The sequence below is a fragment of the Abditibacteriota bacterium genome (genome assembly GCA_017552965.1).
Classification (GTDB): Bacteria; Armatimonadota; UBA5829; order UBA5829; family UBA5829; genus RGIG7931.
Map to the genome: position 1 here is coordinate 71,705 of JAFZNQ010000099.1, position 17,046 is coordinate 88,750.

General features: G+C 55.9%; 17 protein-coding genes. 10 read left to right on the forward strand and 7 right to left on the reverse strand.

Translation table 11 applies throughout. The features are described from left to right. Positions 1-2 precede the first annotated feature (2 nt). The 4 genes from IK083_08335 to dnaN are packed head-to-tail and all read left to right on the forward strand — an operon-like array spanning position 3 to position 3,971. The gene (locus IK083_08335; GenBank protein ID MBR4749560.1) at positions 3-926 is read left to right on the forward strand and encodes an aspartate carbamoyltransferase catalytic subunit; all 924 of its coding nucleotides are present in this window, start codon (positions 3-5) and stop codon (positions 924-926) included. 9 nt (positions 927-935) lie between these two features. After that, positions 936-2,207: a dihydroorotase gene (locus IK083_08340; protein ID MBR4749561.1), complete on the forward strand. Its 1,272-nt coding sequence runs from the start codon at positions 936-938 to the stop codon at positions 2,205-2,207. Further along, complete coding sequence (gene pyrE / locus IK083_08345) at positions 2,207-2,824, forward strand: orotate phosphoribosyltransferase (GenBank protein MBR4749562.1); 618 nt, start codon at positions 2,207-2,209, stop codon at positions 2,822-2,824. The genes IK083_08340 and pyrE overlap by 1 nt, the downstream gene beginning before the upstream one ends. A gap of 10 nt (positions 2,825-2,834) precedes the next feature. Further along, complete coding sequence (gene dnaN, locus IK083_08350; GenBank protein MBR4749563.1) at positions 2,835-3,971, forward strand: DNA polymerase III subunit beta; 1,137 nt, start codon at positions 2,835-2,837, stop codon at positions 3,969-3,971. Between the two features lie 60 nt (positions 3,972-4,031). On the opposite strand, the gene IK083_08355 is transcribed toward dnaN, so the two are convergent. The 7 genes from IK083_08355 to IK083_08385 form a co-directional block, all read right to left on the reverse strand. Further along, positions 4,032-4,802, reverse strand: a complete 771-nt coding sequence (locus IK083_08355) for a sugar phosphate isomerase/epimerase (protein MBR4749564.1) — start codon at positions 4,800-4,802, stop codon at positions 4,032-4,034. Between the two features lie 128 nt (positions 4,803-4,930). Beyond that, the gene (locus IK083_08360) at positions 4,931-5,806 is read right to left on the reverse strand and encodes a prolyl oligopeptidase family serine peptidase (protein ID MBR4749565.1); all 876 of its coding nucleotides are present in this window, start codon (positions 5,804-5,806) and stop codon (positions 4,931-4,933) included. 56 nt (positions 5,807-5,862) lie between these two features. Beyond that, the gene (locus IK083_08365) at positions 5,863-7,161 is read right to left on the reverse strand and encodes a DUF512 domain-containing protein (GenBank protein MBR4749566.1); all 1,299 of its coding nucleotides are present in this window, start codon (positions 7,159-7,161) and stop codon (positions 5,863-5,865) included. Next, positions 7,161-8,063 carry a tyrosine recombinase XerC gene (locus tag IK083_08370; protein MBR4749567.1) on the reverse strand — a complete coding sequence of 301 codons (903 nt, stop codon included), beginning with the start codon at positions 8,061-8,063 and terminating at the stop codon, positions 7,161-7,163. Before IK083_08370 ends, IK083_08365 begins: the two co-directional genes overlap by 1 nt. Further along, positions 8,060-8,977 carry a hypothetical protein gene (locus IK083_08375; protein MBR4749568.1) on the reverse strand — a complete coding sequence of 306 codons (918 nt, stop codon included), beginning with the start codon at positions 8,975-8,977 and terminating at the stop codon, positions 8,060-8,062. The genes IK083_08370 and IK083_08375 overlap by 4 nt, the downstream gene beginning before the upstream one ends. After that, on the reverse strand, positions 8,974-9,642 hold the full coding sequence (locus tag IK083_08380) for a metal-dependent hydrolase (GenBank protein MBR4749569.1): 669 nt from the start codon (positions 9,640-9,642) through the stop codon (positions 8,974-8,976). The genes IK083_08375 and IK083_08380 overlap by 4 nt, the downstream gene beginning before the upstream one ends. A 1-nt stretch (position 9,643) precedes the next feature. Beyond that, positions 9,644-10,072: a hypothetical protein gene (locus tag IK083_08385; GenBank protein MBR4749570.1), complete on the reverse strand. Its 429-nt coding sequence runs from the start codon at positions 10,070-10,072 to the stop codon at positions 9,644-9,646. A 324-nt stretch (positions 10,073-10,396) separates the two neighbouring features. Between IK083_08385 and IK083_08390 the strand changes: the two genes are divergently transcribed. The 6 genes from IK083_08390 to IK083_08415 all read left to right on the forward strand — a co-directional run. Next, complete coding sequence (locus tag IK083_08390; GenBank protein MBR4749571.1) at positions 10,397-10,696, forward strand: hypothetical protein; 300 nt, start codon at positions 10,397-10,399, stop codon at positions 10,694-10,696. Between the two features lie 183 nt (positions 10,697-10,879). Beyond that, positions 10,880-12,604: a leucine-rich repeat protein gene (locus IK083_08395; protein MBR4749572.1), complete on the forward strand. Its 1,725-nt coding sequence runs from the start codon at positions 10,880-10,882 to the stop codon at positions 12,602-12,604. A gap of 279 nt (positions 12,605-12,883) precedes the next feature. Beyond that, positions 12,884-14,173, forward strand: coding sequence for a histidinol dehydrogenase (hisD, locus tag IK083_08400; protein ID MBR4749573.1), 1,290 nt, complete (start codon positions 12,884-12,886; stop codon positions 14,171-14,173). Then, positions 14,173-14,763, forward strand: coding sequence for an imidazoleglycerol-phosphate dehydratase HisB (hisB, locus tag IK083_08405; GenBank protein ID MBR4749574.1), 591 nt, complete (start codon positions 14,173-14,175; stop codon positions 14,761-14,763). Before hisD ends, hisB begins: the two co-directional genes overlap by 1 nt. An 11-nt stretch (positions 14,764-14,774) precedes the next feature. Then, positions 14,775-16,682, forward strand: a complete 1,908-nt coding sequence (locus tag IK083_08410; GenBank protein MBR4749575.1) for a hypothetical protein — start codon at positions 14,775-14,777, stop codon at positions 16,680-16,682. Between the two features lie 73 nt (positions 16,683-16,755). After that, positions 16,756-17,046 (forward strand): hypothetical protein (locus tag IK083_08415; protein ID MBR4749576.1); only part of this gene is annotated, 291 nt, incomplete at its 3' end.

Consider the following 17,046-nt stretch of genomic DNA (forward strand, 5'->3'; position numbering starts at 1 on the left):
TTATGTCACTGTCTTCAAAGCATATTCTTGATCTGCAATCCCTGCCCAGGGAGGATATAGAGCTGATACTGGACACCGCCGAGGGCCAGAAGGAGATACTGGACAGGCCCGTAAAAAAGGTCCCCATCCTGAGAGGCAAGTCCATCTGTACTTTTTTTATAGAAAATTCCACACGGACCAAGTGCAGCTTTGAGATAGCGGCCAAAATGCTTTCCGCAGACGTGACCTCCATATCCAAGGTGGGCAGCAGCCTCAACAAGGGGGAGTCCTTCAAGGATACCCTTCTTACCCTGGAAGCCATGGGGGTGGATATGTTTATCATACGCCACAGCATCTCCGGCAGCCCCTATTACGCCACAAAGATAGTGAAGAGCCACATAGTCAACGCCGGCGACGGCATGCACGCTCATCCCACCCAGGGCCTGCTGGACCTGCTGAGCATCAGGGAAAGGATGGGCGTCATCGAAGGCCTGACGGTGGTGATCGTGGGAGACATATATCACTCCCGTGTGGCCCGGTCCGATATATGGGGCCTTGCCAAGATGGGCGCCAGGGTGCGGGTATGCGCTCCCGAGACCCTGATACCGGCAGAGCTGAAGCGTTTCCCCTGCGAGATCTACACGGACCTGAAAGAGGCTGTCCGGGGAGCGGACGTGATCAATATGCTGAGAGTGCAGACCGAGCGTATGCATTCGGGCTTTTTCAGCGGCACCAGGGAATACAACTACTTTTATGGTCTGGACTCCGGTATATTGGAGGACTACGCGCCCAAGGCGGTGGTCATGCATCCGGCTCCCATCAACAGGGGAGTAGAAATATCGTCCGAGGTGGCCGACAGCTCCAGGAGCATCATAGTCAGACAGGTCACCAACGGCGTGGCTGTCAGGATGGCTATACTGTATCTGCTGCTGGGACATCAGGAATAAGGGGTGTATATGAATATTCTTTTCAAGGGCGGAACGCTGGTGAGCCCCGCCGACGGCATCAACGGGCCCGCCGATATAGCGGTCATAGACGAAAGACCTGCGCTGGATATCAAAGGAGCCTCCTTTGACGAGGTGATCGACTGCTCCGGCAAATACGTGACGCCGGGCTTTGTGGATATTCACGTCCATATGCGGGATCCCGGCTACGAATACAAGGAAGACGTGTATTCGGCAGCCTGTGCGGCTGCCGCCGGAGGCGTCACCACCATAGTGGGCATGCCCAATACTAAGCCTGCTCCCGACAACAAGGCCGTGGTAAGATACGTGCTGGAGAAGGGCAGGAGCGCTGCGGTCAACGTGCTGTGCGCCGGCTCCGTGTCCAAAGGCAACGCCAACGAGATACTGTCCGAGATGGGCGAGATGGCCGAGGCCGGGGCGTGCTGCGTCAGCGACGATGCTTTTCCCGTGCAGGATGCGGGCTTTATGAGAAGGATCATGGAATACGCCGCTACCTTTGGTCTGCCGGTGCTGGTCCATTCGGAGGACAAGAGCCTGACCTCCGACGCCACAGCCAACGAGGGCTACGTCAGCTCCCTCCTGGGCCTGAGACCCTGGCCCAGGGAAGCGGAGGAGATTATGATCTTCCGCAACGCCCTGCTGTCCATGCTCACGGGCTGCAGAGTGCATTTTCAGCACGTGACCACCCGGGGCGGGGCGGACATCATCAGAGATGCCAAGCGCCGCGGAGCCCCGATCACAGCGGAGACCTGCCCCCAGTATCTGACCCTGACGGACGAGGCCCTCATGGGCTATGATACCAATGCCCGGGTCAACCCTCCTCTGAGGACGGAGGAGGACAGGCAAGCCCTTATCCGGGCAGTCATGGACGGCACCATAGACGTCATAGCCACCGACCACGCTCCTCACGCCATAGAGGAAAAGGACACAGAGTTCGACAATGCTCTGTCCGGCATGACCGGACTGGAGACAGCCGTGTCCCTCTGTCTCGATGAGCTGCACCACAGGCACGGCATGAGCATCTCCGATATAGTGGACAGATACTGCGCGGCTCCCGCCCGGGTGATAGGCTCGTCTCAGGGCTCCTTTGGCGGGCAGCAGCTGGCTGACCTGTGCGTGCTGGACACGGAATATGAATACGTGATCGATCCGTCCCGGATGAAGTCAAAGAGCAGGAATACTCCCTTTGGAGGCAGGAAGGTCCGGGGCGCAGTGATGCTGACCGTGGCCAAGGGAAATATAGTATACAGGAGAGAAGCCTGATGGATAAAGGAAAGTTTTACGAGCTGATATATGAGGCAGGATGCGTCCGCTTCGGAGATTTTACCCTTAAAAGCGGTATCAAGTCTCCGGTGTATATAGATTTCAGAGTGCTGATCTCCGATCCGCCTCTTTTGAACACCATAGGCGGAGTGCTGGCGGAGGAAGCGGGCAAGCTGGGCTGCGACCTTATCGGAGCCATACCCTACGCGGGTCTGCCCATAGGGGTGGCCGCGTCCATATGCGGCAACATACCTCTCATCTATTCCCGCAAGGAGGCCAAGACCTACGGCACCAAAAAGCTCATTGAAGGCCATTATTCTCAGGGAGACAGAGTGCTGATCATAGACGACATAGTCACGGACGGAGCCAGCAAGATAGAGGCTGTCATCCCCTTCAGGGAAGCGGGTCTCGAGGTGCGGGACATACTGGTCATCATAGACAGGGAGCAGGGAGGCAAGAGACTCCTGGGCGAAGCCGGCTATGAGCTGCATTCTCTGGGCACCCTGTCCGAGATAGTCGGCCATCTGGCCGCGGCGGGCAGGATAGATGAAGAGATGAGGGACAAGGTCATCTCCTTCATCGCTCAAAACCAATTTACGAAAATCAATATTAAATAAGGAGTAATTTATGGAATTCAAGTGTTCTGTCAAGGATCTGCAAAACGCAGTGGGTAATATCACCAAAGTCATAGCCAAAAAGACGGCTCTGGACATCCTGACGCGCGTTTATATCAAGACCGAAGCCAATACGGTGGTGCTGCGGGGGACCGACTTTGCATCCTTTACTGTGAGCGAGCTGGAAGCCGAGGTGACGGGCGAAGGCGCCGCTCTGGTGGAAGGCCAGCTGCTGCTGGATATCCTGAGCAAGCTCAGGTCGGAGAAGATGGTGTTCTCCTACAACGAGGACACTCAGGAAGCTGTGATCACCGGCGACAAGGTCACCTTTCAGCTGTCCAACCAGAATAAGCCCGAGCAGTATCCCCAGCTGGACGAGATCAGCAAGGAGAACTACGTCACCGTAGCGCCCGCCGACCTGAAAAAAGCTATCGCCTGCACCAAGTTTGCGGCGGACGACAAAAACGGCACCAGAGAGTTTTTGAAGGGCATCCACATGATGACCGTGGATATGACCCTGAAGCTCATCGCCACGGACAACCACAGACTGTCCATCTACTCCTGCCCGGTGATAGAGAAGAATCAGGAGGTGGATGCGGTGGTCCCCGTCTATGTGGCCGATATGATCTCCGGACTCATAGACGACAACAAGCCCTCGGTGAATCTGTATTTCAGCAAAAAGTCCGTATCCGTGGAATCCATGGTGTCCGAATACAGCGGCGGTCTCATCGATCTGAAATATCCCGACGTCAACAGGGCTGTGCCTGCGGACTGCAAGACCGTCATCACGGTCCCCCGGGACTCTCTGCTGGCCGCTATGGATTCTATGGAAGTGGCTTCCAGGACCAACAGCTACATCTGCTTCCTGAAGGCCTCCGACGGAGAGCTGACCCTGTTCAGCCAGTCCCTTGACGGCTCTATCAAGGCAAAGGCTGTGGTGGATATAGAGACGGACGGCGATAGTGTGGAGTTCGGCGTGAATATCCACTACGCCAGGGAAGCCGTGTCCATCATGGAAACGGATACCATAGAGATCAGGCTCAACGGCAACGACATGGCCTTTGTGCTCAAGGAGAGCAAGAACGACAACTTTTTGCACGTGCTGATGCCTCTGGCCCTGACCGACAAGGACAAGAAGGGTATGGACTGATCCCCCGACACAACAGATCCCCCGTTTGCGTATCGCAAACGGGGGATAGCTTTTGGTCTCTTATTTGCCCAGGCAGAGCTTTTGCTCGGTGAGATACTTGTGGCTGTCGGCCACGGCGTCCCACATCTCTCCTTCATAGTAGTCCAGCTCCACCACTGCCCATTCGGCGCAGTGGGCTTCGCCGGCTTTGATCACCTTGTCCATGCCCACGCTGCCTAAGCCGGCGGCTGTCTGGGTGATGGGGTCGTTGGGCTTCCAGGGGCGGCCGAAATTGCCGTCCTTGCAGTGGAGCATGGTGATGTTTTTGGGGTGCTTGCCTATCACCTCCACCGGGTCAGAGTTGCCCACGGCGCACCAGAGCACGTCCAGCTGGCTCTCTATGCCGGGGACCTGCTCGCAGAGCATGTCGAAGAAGGTCTTGCCGTTGTAGGAATAATAGAATTCCCACCAGTGGTTGTGGACGGCAAAGCGGATGTCGGAGCCCTTGAAGAGCTCGGCGGCTGCGGCGAATTGCTCGATGGTGGCCTTGGCCTTGTCTTCGGTGTCCACCGCTCCGGGGCCTACGCCGGATATGGAGCGCTTGCCCCCCAGTATGGAGAGCCGGTCTATGAGCATGTTTGCGTTGTCCTTGTCGGGGAAGGGATCGTGAGACGAATGACAGACGAGTCCGTTGTCGTCCAGGAACTTGCGGATCTCCACGGGATCATGATCGAAAAAGCCGGCAAATTCCACGCCCTTGTAGCCTATGTCGGCTACCTTTTTGATGGTGCCGTAAAAGTCGTCCTTCATATAATCGCGGACCGTATAAAGCTGAATGCCTAAGGGAAGCATAATGCACATCTCCTGTGTTCAGAATAATAATTACTTCTATTATAGAGTATTTTCGGCCGATAGTCAAACGGGGGCGCTTTTTTTCGGAAAAGTCCGGCAGAGTCTAAGGCGCCCCGACCGCCGTCCGGCTATTTGAGAATATTTGCCTCTATGAAGCTGTAGTAGCCCTCTGCCGCGTCGCCCATATTGCAGTGCTCCATGCCGGGGACCTCTACGTAGGTCACGTCCAGACCGGCTCTTTTCATTTCGGGCACCAGCCTGTCCGGGTGGGCCTTTTTGTTGACTGCCGCGTCCTTGTCGCCGTGGACTATGTAATACCTGATCTTCGGCATCTTCTTTACCAGATCGATGGGGGAGGCGGAACGCAGAGCCTCGTCCAGGGAGCAGTCATAATCGGCAAAGGCCGCCACCAGAGTGCGGGGCAGGTCGGGCCGTTCGCCGAAATGATACACCAGATCGCACACGGGGCTGTCGGCCGCCACCGCCACGGGAGTCCTGCGGGCATACACGGGATATACCAGCGCCGAGAGCCCTCCCATGCTGCCTCCGGTGGATACTATGGGAGTATTTTTGGGCAGCGAAAAGCCCTTGAACACCGCTTCTACCACAGCGTCCGTGAAGCGGACGCCCGAGCGGTTCATCCAGCTCCAGGGGCCGTAGTAGGGAAATATGTACACGATACCCTTCTCAGCCATGCTTCGGGAATAGTCGTTCTGCTCTCCTATCATGCCGTTGTAGCCCAGTCCGTGAAAGGAGATGACTACGCCCTTTACGGGCTTTTTGACAATGGAGACGTTGGTAAATGCGAAGCTCGATATGTTGTCGAGATCGATGGCTGCATCAGCAAGAGTGTTTGTCATGGTTTTTCCTTTTGCAAGGGGTTTCTTCCCCGTATTTTTGTCCGACGGAAAGGCGGCGGCGCCGCAGCCTGCAGGCAGCAGCAAGACTGCGAGAAAGGCGAGGACGGCAATGGCCGCGCAAAGTCCGGTGAGCGCTGTTTTCATAAGCTCCTCCCTGAAGATACGTTCACTGTCATTATATACCCGTCCGGGATATATTTCTACTGTTTTCGGGCTGAGTCGAAGTGTTTTTTGATCTGCCGGGCCATTTCCGCCAGATAGGGCCGGGTGATGATCACCGGGACTCCCGACAGCCTCTCTACGTCCTCCGGTGTCAGGTCGTCCAGAAAGACCCCGTCGTCCGAGAGGCACACGGAGGGTATCACCGCCAGATCGCAGCCCTGCAGACGGGCTGCTATGACCCGTCCCGAGAGAAGCCCGGTGACGGTGACTGTTTTGCCGAAAAGGGTGTTCTCCGGGTCGATGATCCGGAAGGAGGACCGGTTTTTCCCCAGATCCAGGCCTTTCAGTATGCCGGCGAAGGACTTGCCGGTCACCAGCCCCACTGTCTTGCCCCGCAGATCCAGTCTGTCCAGGGCCCTGATCCCTTTGTCGGCGTTGTCCAGAAAGTCTCTCACCAGACCTATGCCGTTTTCGTATTGGGCGTAGTCTTCGTAAAAATCTCCCGGGGGCAGGGGCCTGCCTGCCTTGAGATAGAATTCGTCGGCGCACCACACGAAGGAGGTGCCCAGAGTTTCCCTGAAACGGGCGGCGTAACCCTCGGCCATATCTATGACTCGGCAGGCGTCCTCCCGGGTCACGGGATCTATGTGGGGCAGGCCTTCTCTGTGCTCCGTGAGGCCCACGGGGACCAGAGCCAGGGATATGGCTCCGGGGTGCAGCCCCGACAGGTCCTCTATGGTCTTTTGGAGATAGGCCCCGTCATTGAGGCCCGGGCATATCACTGCCTGACAGTGGAAGGAGATGCCCGAAGAGATGAAATACCGGAGCTGCTCCATGATGTCCGGCAGCTTCTTGCCTATAAGTCTCTGCCGCAGGGCGTGATCCGTGGCGTGGACCGACACGTAGAGAGGGGAGAGCCTCTGGGAGACTATCCTGTCCGTGTCCTCCTCCCGGAGATTGCCCAGGGTCACGTAGCAGCCGTAGAGAAAGGACAGGCGGTAGTCGTCATCTCTCATCTTCAGGGAAGGCCTGAGGCCCTCGGGCAGCTGCCTCTCAAAGCAGAATACGCAGTTGGCCCCGCAGGTCCTGACCTTGTCAAAGAGGGCGTCGGCAAAGTCTATGCCCAGGGATTCGCCCTCGTCCTTCTCTATGTCAAACTCCTCCAGCCCCCGGCCGGTCCTGGCCAGAAGGGTGACCTGCTCGTCGGAGGACAGAAACTCGTAGTCGATGACGTCCCGCAGCCTGACTCCGTTCAGAAGGATGATCTCGTCTCCCTTTTTCAGTCCCAGCTCCCGGGCAATGGAGCCGGGCCTGGTGTTTGAGATGATAGCAGCCATCACTCCTCCAGCTTTCTCGTGGTGTTTTCCGCTCTCGGATGAGCCCTCTTGTATTCTTCCTTCAGGTGCTCGATGGATACGTGGGTGTATATCTGGGTGGTCTCCAGCCTCTTGTGGCCCAGCAGCTCCTGGACGCAGCGGATGTCCGCTCCGTTGTTCAGCATGTGGGTGGCGAAGGAGTGTCTGAGCATATGAGGCGAAATGTGCATATACTCGGAGAGCTGCAGGGTGTACCGATTGAGCATGCGGCCTATACTGGTGTCTGCCAGCCTTTTGCCGGTGCGGCCCAGAAACAGAGCCGGGTTCCTGTCATCGGTGACCAGATGGGGCCTGAGAGCGAGATATTCCTCCAGAGCCTTGCGGGCGTAGGAGCCTACCAGCACCACCCGCTCCCTGTTGCCCTTGCCCAGTATGGTCATCTCCTCTCCGGAAAGGTCTATGTCGCTCAGGTCCAGAGCCGTGAGCTCGCCTATGCGCATGCCGGTGGAATAAAACAGCTCCAGAATGGCTGCGTCTCTCGCTCCGCAGGGAGTGGACCTGTCCGGCAGGGCCAGCAGCTCTTCCATCAGGTTTTCCTTTATGAAGCCGGGCAGCTTTTTGTCCGTCTTGGGAGCCTTGACCTCGTCAAAGGGATTGACCCCGACAGCGCCTCTGTCTATGAGATAGTTGAAAAAGGTCCTGAGGGCCGACAGCTTGCGGGCGGCGGACCTTTTGCCTACTCCTTGTTTGCCCAGCTGGCCCAGATAGCTGCGGATAAGTGTCTTGTCCGCAGTCTTGTCGCCCAGAAACAGAAAAAAGTCTTCGATGTCTTTCTTGTAGGCGGTGATGGTGTTCTCCGAACGGTTCTTCACCGAGCGCTGGTATTCGGCAAAGGCGTCCGTGTAGGACTGTAATTCGTTCATAGCAGCATATCCGCAGCCAGCCCGTCCTTGATGCTGAAATGGGTGGTGACCACGCTCCGGGCGCCGGATAAGTCCATGACCGCATCCAGTATGGCGGCTCCCGCAATGATGATGTCGGCTCTGTCGGGTATGAGCCCCGGGACCTGCCGCTTGTCTTCAAGAGTCATATCCGCCAGCAGGGCTATGGTCCTGCGCAGCTCGTCCGCCTGAGTCACGGGGGTCTCCTCCGGCAGCTTTCCCAGCCTGTAGGCTGTGGCGGAGCACAGGTTCAGCACGGTGCCGGAGGTGCCGTAAAACACAGCGACAGGATGGGTGCGGACAAAGCCTCCCAGTTCCTCCAATACCTGCATGGCCCGGCGTTTCAGCTCCCCATAGGTCTCCGGGGCCACTCTGCCCGGGTCGTTGAGACTGCTCTCGTAGAGCCGGACCGCTCCCGTCTGAAAGCTCTTCAGGTAGCGTATGTCGTGTCTGTCGGCGCAGATCACCTCTGTGGAGCCGCCGCCTATGTCCAGAAACAGGTCCGTGTCATCCGTGAGAGGCAGATTTGCCTGCAGGCCCCTGTACACAGCACGGGCTTCTTCCTCGCCGGATAGCACCCGCAGGCTGATGCCTGAGGTCTCCCTGACGAGAGAGACAAATTCGTCCTGATTGGCTGCGTCTCTGACGGCGGAGGTGGCGTAGGCGCCGCAGCGGGTGATATGCTCGCTCCGGAGGATGCCGGCGAATTCTGCCAGGCAGGCGGCGGAGCGCTGCATGCCCTCCGGCTGCAGCAGGCGCCGGCCAAAGCTGCCGGAGCCCAGACGGACCACCCGTCGCTCTCTTCTGACAAGGACTGGCTTTGACCCCTGCTGCTCCATGATGTAGAGCCGGCAGGAATTGGAGCCCAGGTCTATTATTCCGAATCGGTTCGTCACAGCTCTATCTTCTCCCCGGGTCTGATGAACAAAAAGCCTGCGCGGGCCAGCCTGTCCCGGTCCTCCGGGGACAGTGTGATCTGAGGCATGGCGTCATAATGGATGGGCACGTTGATCCTGGCGCCTATGATCTGCGCGGCTCTGACGGCGTCCTCGGCGTCCATGGTGAAGTTGCCTCCCACGGGCAGAAAGGCGCAGTCAAGAGCTTCATCGGCCAGCAGGGACATATGGGCCATGAGGCCGGTGTCCCCGGCGAAATAGAGCTTTTTGCCCTCCGCGCGTATGACGTAGCCGCAGGGATTGCCCGTATAGACGGGCACGCCGTTTTCGGTGATGGAGGAGGAATGGGTGGCCGGGAACATGGTGAGCCGGCCAAAGCCCAGGTCGGCGCTGCCAAAATTCATGGGGTGGCACTTGACGCCCTGGCGCCCCAGCAGACGAGCCAGCTCCACGGGCGCCACCACCAAAGAGCCGTGTTCGGCTGCTATCCGGACAGTGTCCCCCAGGTGGTCTCCGTGTCCGTGGGTCAGGAGTATCACGTCTATCCGGGGCAGCTCGCCTATCCGGATACCGCTGTGGGGGTCTCCGGTTATATAGGGATCCGTGAGTATGTTCCGCTCAGCCTCAATGAGTATGGAGGCGTGGCCTATGCAGGTGATCTTCACGTCACTCCTCCATGACCCGGGCGCTGACCCTGCTCCTGAGATCAAAGCTGACGTTGATCCTTTTGCCGGATATGACGTGCTCCTTGCAGGAGATGACGGGACCGGCATAATCGGGAGAAGAGGGCTTGTGATACTCGTATTTGTGCTTGCTCTTGGAAGGGCAATATATGGAATCCTTGTCCTTGAGATAATCCTTCTGCAGCTCCTCGAGAGTGTCGGGATAACGGCTGTTCTTGTCATAGTACCGATTGAGAGCCGGTATCAGGTTGACAATGCAGTTTTTGCTGCATTCTTCATAGGGCTTGTAAAAGGGCTGGCGGGTCAGATAGAGTGACAGGCCCGCAAAAATGATGATGATGACCCAGGCCGCAACGAGGCACCCGCGATAGCCCCGGCGTTTTTTCTGTAATATGCTGAAATCGTCTGACATAAAGCGCTCCCGTTGAATTCTATATATATTATATCATATCCGCAGCGCGGAGAGGGAAGTCCGGAGCCTTTCACGGGCCGGCTGAAAGAGAGAAAAGCAGGCGCATAGCTCCGGGAAAACGGTCATATCCCGCAATTGTCGCCGTTTTGGTGACGGCGGGTCCCGGTCCCGGCGGTATAATATTTACGGGTGACAAACGCCTGGAGCCGCAGGATATGCCGCCGGATGGCGGCAGACCCCGGCGGCCTGTAAGGACAAAGGAACGCGAGGCGATCCGGACAAATGTCCGGACCCGAATGCAACGAAAAAAGGAGGAGGCCTTATATGGTGACAGACGAGATCTATCATTGGTATGAATACCAGGTCGCCGCCGGCAGCGATGACAAAAGCATGAACGAGATGGCAGCCGGCAGCATAGACGGCATCCTGGCGCTGACAGCCGTCAGGATGTATCAGATCGTGAATGAAGAAAAGCCTTCGCGCTGGCTGGCCGTGCTGAAGGAGCGGGCGAAGCCCTATGACTGGTACAGCATACCGGAGGTGGCGGAGTTTACCCGCCGCGCCATAAAGGCAAACAAGCGGCAGATAGAAAAAGAAGGTGCAGGCGAAGAATCCTGGACCTGAGAAGGCTGGCCCCCGGGCGGAGGCCGTTTGTGTCCGGGAACGCAGAGAAAAAGAAAAACGCGTGTAGACAAAAGTTTGCGTTTTTTTTTATTGCTGTATAATCAAGATGGGAGTGCTGCCAGGGTTTGACCGCGGCAAAAGAAGATGATGGAAATATCGATAATGAATAACAAGGAGAATAATATGGAAGACTTTGATATCAGAGGTAACGTTTTGTTCAGATACAGGGGAAGTAAACCCAAACCTGTTATCCCGAAAGGCATTGAGGTTATCGGCGACAACGCTTTTGATAGCAATGACTCGATATATGAATTAATAATTCCTCACGGAGTAAAAGAAATTAAGAGTCAGGCTTTTGTTGATTGTAAGTCTCTGAAAAGGGTTGCTATTCCGGATGGCGTGGAATATATCTGTGGCGAAGCTTTTTCGGGATGCGAGTCTCTTGAAGAGATCGTTATACCCGACAGCGTGACCGGGATAGATTATTACGCTTTTGACGGATGCAGCGCTCTTAAAAAAATCGTTATTCCGAACGGCGTGACCGGGATCGAAGGGTATGCTTTTAGAGGGTGCGGGTCTCTTGAAGAGATCGTTATACCGGATGGCGTGGAATATATAGGAGACGGAGCTTTTGACGGCTGCAGCTCACTTAAAGAAATTGTTATCCCCGACAGCGTGACCGGAATAGGAGACTTTGCTTTTGATGACTGTATTTCTCTAAAAAAGGCTGTCATTTCCAATAGCGTGGAATATATCGCAGAATTTGTTTTTTCCGGATGCAGCGCTCTTGAAGGAATCATTATCCCGGATAGCGTTACAGAGATCGGAGACGGAGCGTTTTCCGGATGCAGCGCTCTTAAAAAAATCGTTATTCCGAACGGCGTGACCAGGATCGAAGGTTATACTTTTAGATGTTGTAGCTCACTTAAAGGAATCGTTATCCCGGATGGTGTGACCTGTGTCGGAAACTACGGTTTTGACGGCTGCAGCTCACTTGAAAAGATCGTTCTTCCCGACAGTGTGACGGAAATCGGCAACAGAGCCTTTTTCGGCTGCGCGGCGCTTAAAGAGATCGTTATCCCCGACAGCGTGACCTCCATCGGATATAGAGCTTTTTCGGAATGCGAGTCACTTGAAGAGATCGTAATCCCAGACAGCGTGACCTCCATCGGATTTAACGCTTTTAGAGGGTGTTCGTCTCTTAAGAAGGCTGCCATCCCCGACAAGGTAACGTCTATCGGCAAAGGATTGTTCAGCGATGTGCCGGGTGTGCCCTTTGCCATGAGCGTAACGGATGGAGTTCTGAATGAGTATAATGGGGTGTGTCCGGCAAAACTGAACATCCCTGACAGTGTGACCTCCATCGGATATAGCGCTTTTTCGGAATGCGAGTCGCTTGAAGAGATCGTAATTCCTGATAGCGTGACAGAGGTCGGAAATGATGCTTTTAAAAGCTGTACTTCTCTAAAAAAGGCGGTCATTTCCAATAGTGTAGAGTCTATCTGTGGCGAAGCTTTTTGGGGATGCGAGTCACTTAAGGAAATCGTTATCCCCGGCAGTGTGATCGGGATCGGATATAACGCTTTTATGGGATGCAGTTCATTGAAAAAAGCTGTCATTCCCAATGTCGTGGAATATATAGGAGACGGAGCTTTTGCCGGCTGCAGCTCACTTGAAGATATCGTTATTTCCGACAGTATAACGGGAATAGGCGATGGCGCCTTTGCCGGCTGCAGTTCACTAAAAGAGATCGTTATCCCCGACAGCGTAACGGAAATAGGGGAAGGCGCCTTTGCCGGCTGCAGTGAACTGATTCTTATCTCCCAGAACACCGTGGCCCAAAAATACGCAAAGGAGAACGGTATAAAGGTCAAGAGCCCGAAAAAGAGCAGCGCAAAAACGGAATAAGCAATCACGGCGCATGTTCACCGTTGAGGCGAAGCCTTTATGGCTGTTTGCCTTGTGATGTTTTTCGTTCCCCGGCGAATAAGTCGCCGGGGAACGGCATTTACGGGCAGCAGGCTTTTTGTCAGCGGCGCCCTTTTGAGCATTCCGGCGCTGTCAGCCGCAGAGTTGAAAAAACGGGACAGAAGCCACAGGCGGATCTGCTCTGCATCGGATACTGCCTGTTCTTGTATTTTGTGTGCAAATATAGTATAATAAAGTTGTTATTTCCAGGAGCTGTCAGTGAAGATAATAGATACCCACATTCAGGGCTTCAGGGCTGCCGAAGAGCTGCTGTCGCCCCAATATTCAGAATCCGCCGGCCGTATCTCCGATACGGTCAGAGGCATCATATCCGACGTGCGCGAGAGAGGCGACGCGGCTCTGCTGGAGCTGGGCCAAAGGTTTGACAGTCCTCTTCTCGACTCAGTCAGGGTCTCCGACGAGGAGATAGAGGCCGCTTACGGCAAGGTCGAAGCCGGGCTGCTGGAGGCCATCAGGCAGGCCATCAAAAACGTGGGTGATTTTCACGCCATGCAAAAGCAGAAGTCCTGGATAGACGTCAAAGACGGCGTCATTTACGGGCAGACCGTCACTCCCATCGACTGCGTGGGTTTTTATGCTCCCGGAGGGCTGGCCCCGTATCCTTCCACCGTGATCATGTGCGCCGTTCCCGGCAGGATAGCCGGCGTCCGCCGCATGCTCATGACCACTCCCGCTCAAAGAGACACCGGGACCATACACCCCGCCATGCTGGTGGCCGCCGCCGAATGCGGCGTCAGAGATATATTCAAGACCGGGGGCGCTCAGGCTATCGCCGCCATGGCGTTTGGTACAGAGTCGGTGCCCCGGGCAGACAAGATAGTGGGTCCCGGCAACGCCTTTGTGGCAGAGGCCAAAAGGCAGCTCTTCGGCTACGTGGGCATAGACCAGATAGCCGGCCCCAGCGAAATACTCATTTTGTGCGACGATTCTGCCGACGTGGAATACGTGGCGGCGGATATGCTGAGTCAGGCGGAGCACGCCGAGGACTCCCGCTGCGCGGTGGTGACCACCTCCCGCAGGATATTTGAGGAGCTGCCTGCCGCGCTGGAGCGGCAGACCAAGGGCGCTCTCAGGGAACAGATGATCCGGGCTTCGCTGGAGCACGCCGGGGCGCTGATCCTGTGCGCGGATATGGAGGAGGGCGTTCGCCTGGCCAACGTCTTTGCTCCCGAGCACCTGGAGCTGCAGACCGAGTCCCCCTGGGACACTCTGAAGGGCATCAGGAACGCCGGCGCCATTATGATAGGCCATCACACTCCGGTGCCCGTCTGCGATTTTGCGGCGGGGCCCAATCACACTCTGCCTACCAGCGGCACCTCCCGATTTACCTCGGCTCTGAGTGTGGATGAATACGTGAAGAAGTCGGGCATCCTGTCCTTCAACGAAAAAGGCCTGAAGGAAGTGGCTCCTGCAGCCCTTGCTCTGGCCGACTGCGAAGGCTTCGAGGCCCACGCGAGGACCATAAAAATCAGAACAGGAGACAAATGATGCGGACCTGTGACCTTTCCCGCAAGACCAAAGAAACCGATATCAGGGTTTCGCTGAACATAGACGGCTCGGGCCAATGCTCCGTGGTCACCAAAATAGGCTTTTTTGACCACATGCTCCAGGCCCTGGCCAGGCATTCCTCCGTGGATCTGATGCTGACCTGCGACGGAGACCTGGACGTGGACTGTCACCATTCGGTGGAGGACACGGGCATCGTCCTGGGTCAGGCCTTTGCCCAGGCGCTCGGGGACAAAAAGGGCATAGAGCGCTTTGGCTTTTGCGCTCTGCCCATGGACGAGGCTCTGGTGGAGTGCGCTCTGGATTTCAGCGGCAGAGGTCTCCTGGTGTGGGACAACGCCTTTCCCCGGGAAGGGCTCGTAGGCGAATTCGATATAGAGCTGCTGGAGGAGTTTTTCCGGGCCTTCGCCGTGAATGCGGGCCTTACTCTGAACATGAGGCTCATCTGCGGCAGCAATCTGCATCATATAGCCGAGGCTTCCTTTAAGGCGCTGGCCAGGAGCCTGGCGATGGCGGTCAGGATAGACCCCGCCAAAAAAGATATTCTTCCCTCCACAAAGGGTGTTCTGTAAACGAGGCGCGCATGAAACAAAAAGCTTTTACCTTCAGGGCCATTCTGCTGGCGCTTTTGCTGATGCCCATCAATATCAAATGGGTCACTCAGTACGAGATAGTGCTGGCAGCGGGAAGCCCTACCACCTTGTCAATATTTTATACCTCGGTAGTCATTCTGCTGGCGCTGGTGGGCATCAATATGCTCGTCCGCAAGCTCAAGGCCTCCTGGGCCCTTTCTCAGGGCGAGCTGCTGCTCATATATATCGTCATGAACGTTTCGGCGTCGGTCTGCTCCCACGACTTCATGCAGGTGCTGCTGACCAATATGCCTTATCCCGTCAGGTATGCCACGGCGGAAAACAACTGGTATAACCTGATCATCAACCGCATCCCGGACTGGGCTATTGTCAAGGACAAAAATACCGTAGACGCTTTTTATCTGGGCAACGACAACTTTTTCCAGTGGAAGTATATGCAGCACTGGGTAAAGCCCCTGGCGGTGTGGAGCGGGTTTATCATGACCCTGTTTTACACCTTCCTGTGCATCAATACCATCATCCGCAAGCAGTGGTCCGAGAGCGAGAAGCTTTCCTATCCTCTCATCAGTATGCCTCTGGAGATCACCAAGGAAAAGACTACCTTTTTCACAAATCCCGTTATGTATATCGGCGTAGGCGTTGCCTTTGTATTTACCGTGATACAGGGTCTGTCTACTATATGGCCCAGCTTCCCCATCATCAATCTCAAAGAGCTGGATCTGATAAACTATATCGTCAACCCGCCCCTCAATGCCATAGGCTCTACTCCCGTCAGGGTGTATCCTATCGCTATCGGCATCACCTTCCTGGTGCCCGCGGACCTGTCCTTCTCGTATTGGTTCTTCTATCTCTTCATGAAATTCCAGTACGTATTCGGCGCCATGGTGGGTATCAACACCATACCCAACTATCCCTTTATCAACGAACAGTGCTTCGGCTTCTTCATCGGCATATTCGTGTTTGCTGTCATCATGGGCTGGGGTCATTTCAAGACCGTGTTCTCCACCATGTTCAGCAACAAGACGGCAGACGACGCCCACGAGCCCTTGGGCTACAGGCACGCCGTATGGGGCATGATACTGGGCATGTGCGGCATGATGATGCTGTGCCACGTGCTGGGCTGCGCTCCCTGGCTGGCCATAACCTTTGTGGTGGGCTATCTCATCATCTGCTTTGCCATTACCCGCACCCGGGCCGAGCTGGGCGCTCCCTGTCATGAGGTGAACCACTCCTCCATTACGGAGATCCTCATACACAATGCCGGTACTGCCACCATGGGGGCTCAGAACGTGATAGGCCTCCAGATCTTCTTCTGGTGCAACCGCTGCTTCCGCAGCAATATGATGCCCATACAGCTGGAAAGCTTCAAGATGGCCGAGCAGACGGGCATGAACTACCGCAAGCTGGCAGTGGCGCTCATAGTGATGGCCTTTGTGGCTCTCATGCTGGGCTACTGCATAGTGCTGGACGAATACTACACCTACGGCGCCGCCGCCAATATGAACGGCCTGAACGTAGGCTTCGGCACGGAGCTCTACAACGGTATGGAAACCGCTCTCAAAAACGGTTCCATCACTGACTGGAACGGAGTAGGGGCCGCCATTACGGGCTTCTTCTCCTGTCTGGTGCTCAGCTTCGCCAAGATCAAGATACCCGGCTTTCCCTTTAACCCCATCGCTTACGCAATGATGAGCTCGGTGCAGACCAGGGCCCTGTGGTCCTCGGCCTTTATAGCCTGGCTCTGCAAGGTGCTTATACTGAAGTATGGAGGTCTGAAGGTCTTCACCAAGGCCCTGCCTTTCTTCCTGGGTCTTATCCTGGGCGACTGTCTGGCAGGTACCTTCTGGTGTATCGTGTCCATCGCTCTGCATACTCCCACCTATTCCATATTCCCTTAAATCTGCAGACTGCCGCCCGCAAGGGCGGTTTTTTGCAGGGACCTGAGACCAAACGGAGGACAAAGAGGCACATATGACGAAGACCATCACCTGGCGGGCGATACTGCTGGCGCTTGTCCTGACCCCCGTCAATATCAAATGGGTCACCCAATACGAGGTAGTGTTGGTGGCGGGCAGCCCTACCACTCTGTCTATCTTTTATACCTCTGTGGTCATTTTGCTGCTGCTGGTGGGGATCAACGCCCTCATCCGGCGGCTCCGGCCCTCTCTGGCCTTTTCCCGGGGAGAATTGCTGCTCGTCTATATGGTCATGAACGTGTCGGCGTCCATATGCTCCCATGACTTTTTGCAGGTGCTGCTGGCC